A 7958-nucleotide genomic window follows, 5' to 3' on the forward strand; every position below is an offset into this window, starting at 1 on the left:
CCTCGGAAGGTTCCACGAAACTAGCGAAGTCGTTTACTCGTCCAACTTTTGTGACCAATAGCTGGCATCATCAAGCAGTAAAAATCGTATCACCCGGAGGAGTTGTCGCCGCTCGGGCACCGGATGGTATTGTCGAAGCAGTCGAGTGGGAAGAGTATCGCGCCGCTGGAGTGCAATGGCACCCCGAGCGAATGGTTCAAAATGCCGAATCTAAGGCATTAGCGTCCTACTTTATCGAACAATGCAGTAATCGAGCGTCATGAACCGGAAGCAAATTTTAACCCCGTTGGATTGGCTGGAAGCGCCGCAACAACAGACGTTGCCGCCACTCACTTTTATCGTCGGTTCCGATGAGTGGGTAATCGACATTCTCATCGACAGCTTCAAGCATAAACTCGCTATCGAAGATTTCGAGTATGGTTTCTCGATTCTGTATGCCGACGACGTTTCACCGGAAGAATTTTTCGATAGTCTGCAAGGAAGTTCACTACTGTATGCCGCACCTAAATTGGTTTTCCTCCGTGACATTCCTTCCGGTAGAAAAGAAAAACTGCGGAAATTGTTTGAGCAGACACTGAAAGCGATTCGCGCCGACAACACGTATGTCGTTTGGTTGATGGATGTGTACGATGGCGGTCGCAAACCGAAAATTTGGCCATATACAATCTTATCTCCACAGTTAATCATCCGGTTCGATGAGCGTGACGATTCCGAAATGCTGCGGTGGACGAGATATTTACTCGAGCGAGAAAAACTACGGTTATCGCCGAAATCGGTTTCGCAATTGGCGAACTCATCACAGTTTCCCTATGAACTCCACAATACGATTGAGCAATTGCGGCTTTGGGCAAAACCGGATGGTTCCATCGATGACAGTGTCTTTGCGCAATTATCGTTTGGCGAATTGGATTCGGTAGTAGAGGACGTTGCGCTATACTTGCTATCGGGTCGGAAAAAAGAGATGCTATCTGCCCTTAACCGATTGGATGAGCAATTTGTCGCTCGCAGTTCGACGACAATAATCTGGAAATTGGCAGCTATCCTCCACGAGTGTTGGCATTGGCAGTTGCCGACGTCCGCTGACAGCCCGGGTGGCCGCTGGAATCCTTACTTCCGTTTGTTAAAAGACTTGGAACCGTTTCGACACACGATATCGGAATCGGCAATCTGGGCGACCTTACACGACCTTGCAGCGCTTGATGTCGATTTGAAATCGACCGGTGCGTTTCAACAGGAACACCGCCTCTTGTTGCAAACCCTCGTTCCCGCAGTGGAACGATTCATCGCGGGAACCTACTCAAGAGTTCGTGCGTAAAGAATGATGAAACCACCTGAACCCGGGGAAGAGACCGGAAACACTTCCGTGAAAGAAACTGAAGGAGAATCCGAACCGATAAGTGTTCGTGCGGCGTCGCAACTGGAACCAACGTCCGACCGCTTGTTAATGCAGCGTTTTCAAGCCGGCGAAGAAGCCGTTTTCGATACGTTGGTCGAACGCTATCAAGCGCCACTCTACACATTTGTTGTCCGCATGCTTGGCGATGCCAACGGCGGCAAGGATATCCTGCAGGAAACATTTCTCAGAGTTTGGGAGCATCGCGATCAATACCGGGAAGTTGCCCAGTTTTCCACGTGGTTGTACACAATTGCGGCAAATTTAGTGCGGTCGGAGTTGAGAAAACGGAAGTTACGGCGATGGTTACCACTCGGCCACCAAAGCGATGATGTTCCTGAAATCGATCCGCCCGACGATGGCTTTTTGCCGGACGAGTACGCCAACAGCAGTGGTCTACGCACTGAGATTAATCTCGCATTGAAAGCATTGCCGCGGGAGTTCCGGGAAGCTGTTGTCTTACGTGACATCAACGATTTATCGTACGAAGAAATTGCGACCGTGTTGAAAATTCCGGTCGGTACGGTGAAATCACGGGTGAACCGAGGCCGGGCGCGTTTGCAGGAACAACTGCGGGATTACGTGTAACGAGTATCCACTCCGTAAACGACGGGGTTAGCAAATCTAACGAAGAGACTGGAAATCCGGCGCTTTTCGATAGTGGAAGGAAATTTGACTCATTGGAAATGCTATGATTGATTGTACCGAATATGAGCGGCTGTACCCGGTGAATGAGCAAGGAAAGCTCTCATCGGAAATGCAACGGGAAATGTTAGAGCACCAGAAGGCATGTAAGTTTTGTGCTTCCTTCAGTGCAACCGACGCCTATTATCGCACTCGGTTGCAGACGGTTGCCATCGAAACCGATGCGCCGAAACTCAACTGGTTCCAGATAAAACAACCGCATCCGGCAACGAGTCATCGCAAAAGTGTATCGATGCGTTCGTTAAGCTTTGCTGCTGGAATTGCAGTTGGTGTGGTGTGTGTTTCGCTTTGGGTGAATTTCGATGGTACGTTGCCGAATCAGAATTACGCTGGTACTGCGAATCAACCTGCAGTGGCACCACAACAGCAGAAGGAAATTGTGAAACAGGATCCAAAGGCGATTCTTGCTGACACAAAAGTAGGCACAAGCGATTCGATGAAGAAGCCGTCCGCCGCTGATAGTCAGCGGGTTTTGCATCCGGTACCCAACGATTTCAACAACGGATTCCAAACAGTCACATCGGGCAACTAGTTTCCCGAAAACTCAATCGATATTGAGATGGGCAAGCTGTATCGCTTGCCCATTTTGTTTGCAATGAGATACAAAAAAACGGGCTGACAACTGTCAGCCCGTTTGTAACTCGAATGAAGTGTTTACTTCAGGTACATAACTTTCACCGTTGACATGACATTGCCATTCACTTGCAGCCGAGCGAAATACACTCCGGTAGCAATATGGCGAGGCTGCCAGGTGACTGTCTGCCAACCGGCTCTTTGATCTAACACTATATGATCGACTTGACGCCCGGTAATGTCATGTAAAGTCAACTGTGCATTCCCATCCTTCACCAATCCAATACGCAACTGAATGGCGTTATTGAATGGGTTCGGGTATGCGTTTGTTATGCTCGTTTCCGTCGGCAAGAGACCATCACTTGCTTCAGGTGCATCGACTTGTACAATTGCAATCACAGTTCGTGACATCGCATAAACCGGTTCGTTGTACAAATCTTGTATCACTGTAGAAAGGTACCAGAAGCCGTCGGCAAGGAATCCGATGTTCCATTGTACGGTATCGATCCCATCGTGTTCGTAAGATGGCCAAACTCGATTCGACATAACCGGACTGCCGGAACCGGGGAAGGAATCGGTACTATTAAAGAGGAACCATGATGCACTATCGTCTTCATCGCCGTTCGAGACAATCAACGGAATGTTTGTGTGCCGTCCCAATTGCCGTTGTACGTAAATCGTGTCGGGAATGGATAGCGACCGGAATGTGCCATTATACCAAATGGAATCAACCGATGTTGTAGGTGGATAATTGGGCGTAACTGCACCAAATGCCGTCATACAGGAATTATTGGTTTCCGAAGATTCCAACAGCGTATTATCGGCATCCAATTGCCATGTCACCTCGTACGGACCTTCGATGGGAACGATAAACGGTGTTGAATAAAGGTTGTATGTCGTCTCTTCTTCGCCGGCATTGACATCAAGTTGAGTACTGAAGAATGCTTGATTATTCACCAAACATTGCGCGCGGGTACGAACGGCATTGCCTAACGAATCGCGAAGCAATCCATTGCCGGCAATCTTGTGTTGCAGATGGAAAAGTAGCGTATCGCCAACCTGCGGATAGGTAATCCATACTGTATCGCGAGCACGATAGGTGGCACAACGAACAGCGTTATGATCAAACAAACCATCGTCGATGGAAACTTTGACATTATCTACGAATGCACCACGAAGGCTATCGTTGATGGCGTTGGACTTAAAGCGCCAACCTAACCAAACATAACGCTTACCTAACGCTGAAATGATTGTGCCTGCGCTGTCCAAACTATCCATTTTCATTAATGCAAATTGCCAATAAGTATCGGCACGCCCGCAGTGAAAACCCCTGACCAAAGTATCGCGAACCCAAACGCCAGCAGTATCGAACACCGGAAACGTCCGAACCGGCTGATACCATTGGTCGCGTGCAGTCAATGGATTGGGTGGGGAGGGAGAAGTTGCACTAAATGCTACTTCCCAGAAGAAAGTGTCGCCGACTGCAACTCGATTAATCCATTCAAAGGACGCTCGCGCATCGCGAACCCGCACCCGCACATTCGTCGGTGGAATTGTGGTTGTATCTTCCATAATCGTTAACGAGTCGGTCGCAAACGGACCCCAACGCATGTGGGTGTGCATATTCACCCGATAGCGATCAAATTCGGGATCACGACCGCCAGTTGTGACGTTGCTATTCGAGGCGTCACACCAAGCCGCTTGGATGTAACGCTCGGGATAGGATGGGTCAACCCGGTAGATATAGTTCTGAATGCCCCAATGTGGTTGGGTGACTTGAGGCCAAGGAACAACTACCCACGGTTGCGAGTTTGTCCATCCTTGTCGCGGTTGACGCCAAGTCCATGTTCGGGGATCGTTTTCAAAGTTTTCCTGCATGACATACTTCCATGCAGCGAGTGCAGGGATTGCCGTGGTAAGCACAAATCCTAACGCAAGCGCTAACCACATCATCCGGCTACTGCCTAATGACCATCGTTTCATGCTTTCCTCCATCGCTGTTTTCTGATCAATGTATCCACAATACAAATCGGTATAAGCTACTCACGAAAGTGTTCGAGGACAAATCTCGTTGGCATCTCCCCGTAATTTTCCTGTGATAGCGAGCGCTGTCCAAACTCCGGCACAAGCGGCACTTTCCAACGTCGCCGGCAAACCGGTTGCTAAATCGTCGGAGGCTCGCCAAACATGTGGGATCACCAACTTTGGTGGAAGCCTTGCCTGTTGCCATTGTTGGGTTTGCAGGGGAGTCGCGGTAAGTTCTTTTACAATTCCCATCTCCTTAACAATTACCAATTCCGGGAAAATTGTCTGAAGCTGTTCTGCAACATTCCGATAGATATCTTGATGGGATAGCGACGCCCACTCCGGGTTTCCGCTGGTCACCGCTTCCAAGATAGCGGGCGTGCCTGCCGAAACGAAGACCCAGTCGATGGCACCTTTAGAAAAACCTACCCATCCCGGCTTAATGCCTTGAACTTGTATCCGCACTGTAACAATAGGAGAATACTGTATATCACTATCGCTAATCAGTAACATGCGGGCTCGGGCTGGAACGGCAAGTACTACCTCGTCACATTCAATTTCCGTCGAACCACAAATAACCGTTATACAACTTTCACTGGGTTGGATTTGAGTCACGGGAATTCCAGTTTGAATATCAACACCATTTTGTAAAAGATTATCTCTCAGAGGCGTAATTATCATTTCAGTGAGTGGAGTCACCCGGAACAGCTTCGCATACTCGCCTTTCAGAAAGAGCGACTCAGTTACAACGGTACGAAATAACGAAAAATCTGTCAGTTCGATTGGTGTATTGATTGTTGACATCACAAACAATCGGAGAAAATCACGGATTCGGTCACTGAACCGATGGTGTTGTACCCAATCGTCGACTGTTTTCCACTTTGATTGATGAGTGAGGGATAATGCAAACAGGCATTTCGCAAATCTCAATCCATCCAATCCAAAGGCTCGGTACATTTCCCAAAGCGTAAAGAGCCGAAATTTCCCCGGAGTCAAGCGCTGTTTGCGATTCTTGTCATCAAACCATTCAATCGAAGTAAATTTTGCGTCGATTGGTAACGGCTTTCCAACGTAATCGAGCAAACCTCGCAACATGCGATAATTACCGGAAACTAAATGGGGTCCATTGTCTAAGGGAGGAGTGGTAGGTTGGGTACACGCGCGTCCACCCAAGTAAGGTCTTCGTTCGAGTAACGTTACCCGGAATTTTTCTCGCGCAAGAATTGTCGCACATGATAACCCGGCAACTCCACCACCTATGACGACCACATGCTTCATTCGGTTAGTTCCAATACCCTTGCCAACCAGCAACCAATTTATCGATTCCGCTAATTCTCACGGTTACATCCGGATGATATCCGCTCTTTTCCATCTTTTGAAACAACTTGTAGTAGACACCGCGCAACGCTTCAGAGAACCGGGTTTCCCGTTGAAATGCCGTTGGTCGCAATTCCGATGCTCTGTGGTAGGCTTCTTTGCAGCGAGTACCAACATACTGACAAAGGGCAACAACTTTTTCTGGCGCTGGTTTGGTGAGCAAATCCGATTCGGATACTTGATGCAACTCTAACCAACTGGCAGGCAAATAAATTCGGTTGGTTAGCGATAAATCCTTCCGAATATCGCGTAGAACATTCGTAAGTTGTAAACTTCGCCCAGTCCAAATAGCATACTCTTTTCCCACCGATTCTGGAACTCCGCACAAAGCAATCACCAAACGGCCAACAGTACCGGCTACATGGTCGCAATAGAGCCACAAAGCCGTTTCGTCTTTTACCCGGACTGCGTCGCCAATATCAGCGGTCATCCCCTCAAACAACTCCTCGAAGGGAGAAAGTGGCAGCGTAAAGCGATGGATAGTGTCATAGAGCGCGGCATAAAAATCGTTTGCAAAACACTGCTTTTGCACCATATCGGTATATGCATTTTGTAGTCCATCTAACCGTTGGTGCTTCTCGGAAATCGTACCCGCTTCGTCAACCGCGTCGTCAAGGAGCCGGCAAAAAGCATAAATCGCATTCATCCCATGTCGCTTAACGGGTGGCACTAACCAAAAGGTCAACGGAAAGCTCGATCCGCTGCTACGGGCGATTCGGGCGGCTTCCCGGTAACCGTTGTGAATTCGATCTTTCATTGTTGCAAGTTGAGAGGTTGCCGGTTAGAATCCGATTTTTTGCGAAGTAACGATTGCAATGCTGCAAGCCCACGGTCAAGTTTACTGACCACTAGCCGTTGACTCAAGGTGTCGAAATCACTGAGTTCGATTTTACGAAGTAATCGCATTCCAGAGGTAGCAAACCAATCGATAGTAAAGCCAACGCCACCGTGCAGTTGTGTAAGACCTTTGCGCCCCGTTTCAAATCGTTGCCTTGTATCGTCACACAATTCACGGAGTAAATCCCTGTATCCTGCTGTTGCGATGCCGGTTTGTAATACGTTCTTTGTAACACCGAAATGCTCACGACGATCCCGGGGAAGGTAGATCCTGCCGCTTGCGAAATCGCGCTGGACATCCTGCCAGAAGTTTACCAGTTGCAACGCCGTGCAGACATAGTCAGATGCTTGATCTACCGAGTTGTTTACCTGTTCTGGAGCAAGAATACGCAACACCAGTCGACCGACTGGATTTGCTGAGTGTTCACTATACTCAATGAGATCGGAGAGTGACTCCCAATCGGTTACAATCTGATCACGTCGGAATGCATCGAGCAAATACTGGAACTGCTCTACTGGAAGCGTTCGGCGGACTATCAACTCGGCAACCGCCGGATAAAACGACGGCGCCGACTTGTTCGCCAGCGCCGCATGCAGATTTTGTTCAATGTCGTCGAGTTTATCGGTGCGGAAAGCGGCTGAGCCGGGTAAGTCTGCCGCATCGTCAGCCGTTCGGCAATACGCGTACAAAGTCAACAAATCGTATCGTGCTTGCTTCGGCAACCACCAAGTAAAACGCGCAAAGTTTTCCCGATGCGCCGCGGCAATCCGAAGTACTTCTGCTAACGCTGTTTGATTACTCTTCTTCGCGGACTGCACCTTCACCGCCATCGCCGCCGGTCGGACTGACGACACCGGCTGAGATTGCCGACTCCTCGATGAGATTCATCGCTTCGCGCTGATGTTCTTTCACCTGTTCACGGAAGCAGATCCAGTGATAAAAGCCTTCCAAGCCAGGTTGCTTACAGATGTATGGCTTCTCGTTAACTGTTAACTCGATTTTGCAGCGTTTACAAGCAATTCCGGAACTTGGGGCTTGCTCGACCGG

General features: G+C 49.0%; 9 protein-coding genes. 4 read left to right on the forward strand and 5 right to left on the reverse strand.

Going from position 1 to position 7958, the window contains the following annotated elements:
- From OEM52_11935 to OEM52_11950, 4 genes are all read left to right on the forward strand, one after another.
- Nucleotides 1-263 (forward strand): gamma-glutamyl-gamma-aminobutyrate hydrolase family protein (locus OEM52_11935; GenBank protein ID MDK9700847.1); only part of this gene is annotated, 263 nt, incomplete at its 5' end.
- Nucleotides 260-1315: a hypothetical protein gene (locus OEM52_11940; GenBank protein ID MDK9700848.1), complete on the forward strand. Its 1056-nt coding sequence runs from the start codon at nt 260-262 to the stop codon at nt 1313-1315. The genes OEM52_11935 and OEM52_11940, both read left to right, overlap by 4 nt.
- Before the next feature lie 3 nt (nt 1316-1318).
- Nucleotides 1319-1981, forward strand: coding sequence for a sigma-70 family RNA polymerase sigma factor (locus tag OEM52_11945; protein ID MDK9700849.1), 663 nt, complete (start codon nt 1319-1321; stop codon nt 1979-1981).
- A 103-nt stretch (nt 1982-2084) separates the two neighbouring features.
- Complete coding sequence (locus OEM52_11950; GenBank protein ID MDK9700850.1) at nt 2085-2630, forward strand: hypothetical protein; 546 nt, start codon at nt 2085-2087, stop codon at nt 2628-2630.
- Nucleotides 2631-2752: 122 nt separating this feature from the next.
- Here the strand turns inward: OEM52_11950 and OEM52_11955 are convergent, their stop codons facing one another.
- The 5 genes from OEM52_11955 to OEM52_11975 form a co-directional block, all read right to left on the reverse strand.
- Entirely contained in the window at nt 2753-4654 is a 1902-nt protein-coding gene (locus OEM52_11955) for a T9SS type A sorting domain-containing protein (protein ID MDK9700851.1), read from the reverse strand.
- Between the two features lie 60 nt (nt 4655-4714).
- Entirely contained in the window at nt 4715-5974 is a 1260-nt protein-coding gene (locus tag OEM52_11960) for an FAD-dependent oxidoreductase (GenBank protein MDK9700852.1), read from the reverse strand.
- 4 nt (nt 5975-5978) lie between these two features.
- Nucleotides 5979-6830: a squalene/phytoene synthase family protein gene (locus tag OEM52_11965; protein ID MDK9700853.1), complete on the reverse strand. Its 852-nt coding sequence runs from the start codon at nt 6828-6830 to the stop codon at nt 5979-5981.
- A complete protein-coding gene (locus tag OEM52_11970) occupies nt 6827-7765 on the reverse strand; it encodes a squalene/phytoene synthase family protein (protein ID MDK9700854.1) in 939 nt (312 codons plus the stop codon). The genes OEM52_11965 and OEM52_11970 overlap by 4 nt, the downstream gene beginning before the upstream one ends.
- Nucleotides 7707-7958: hypothetical protein (locus OEM52_11975; GenBank protein MDK9700855.1), on the reverse strand; the 252-nt coding region annotated here is incomplete at its 5' end. The genes OEM52_11975 and OEM52_11970, both read right to left, overlap by 59 nt.

It is taken from the genome of bacterium (assembly GCA_030247525.1).
In the GTDB taxonomy this organism is placed as follows: Bacteria; Electryoneota; JAOADG01; order JAOADG01; family JAOADG01; genus JAOTSC01.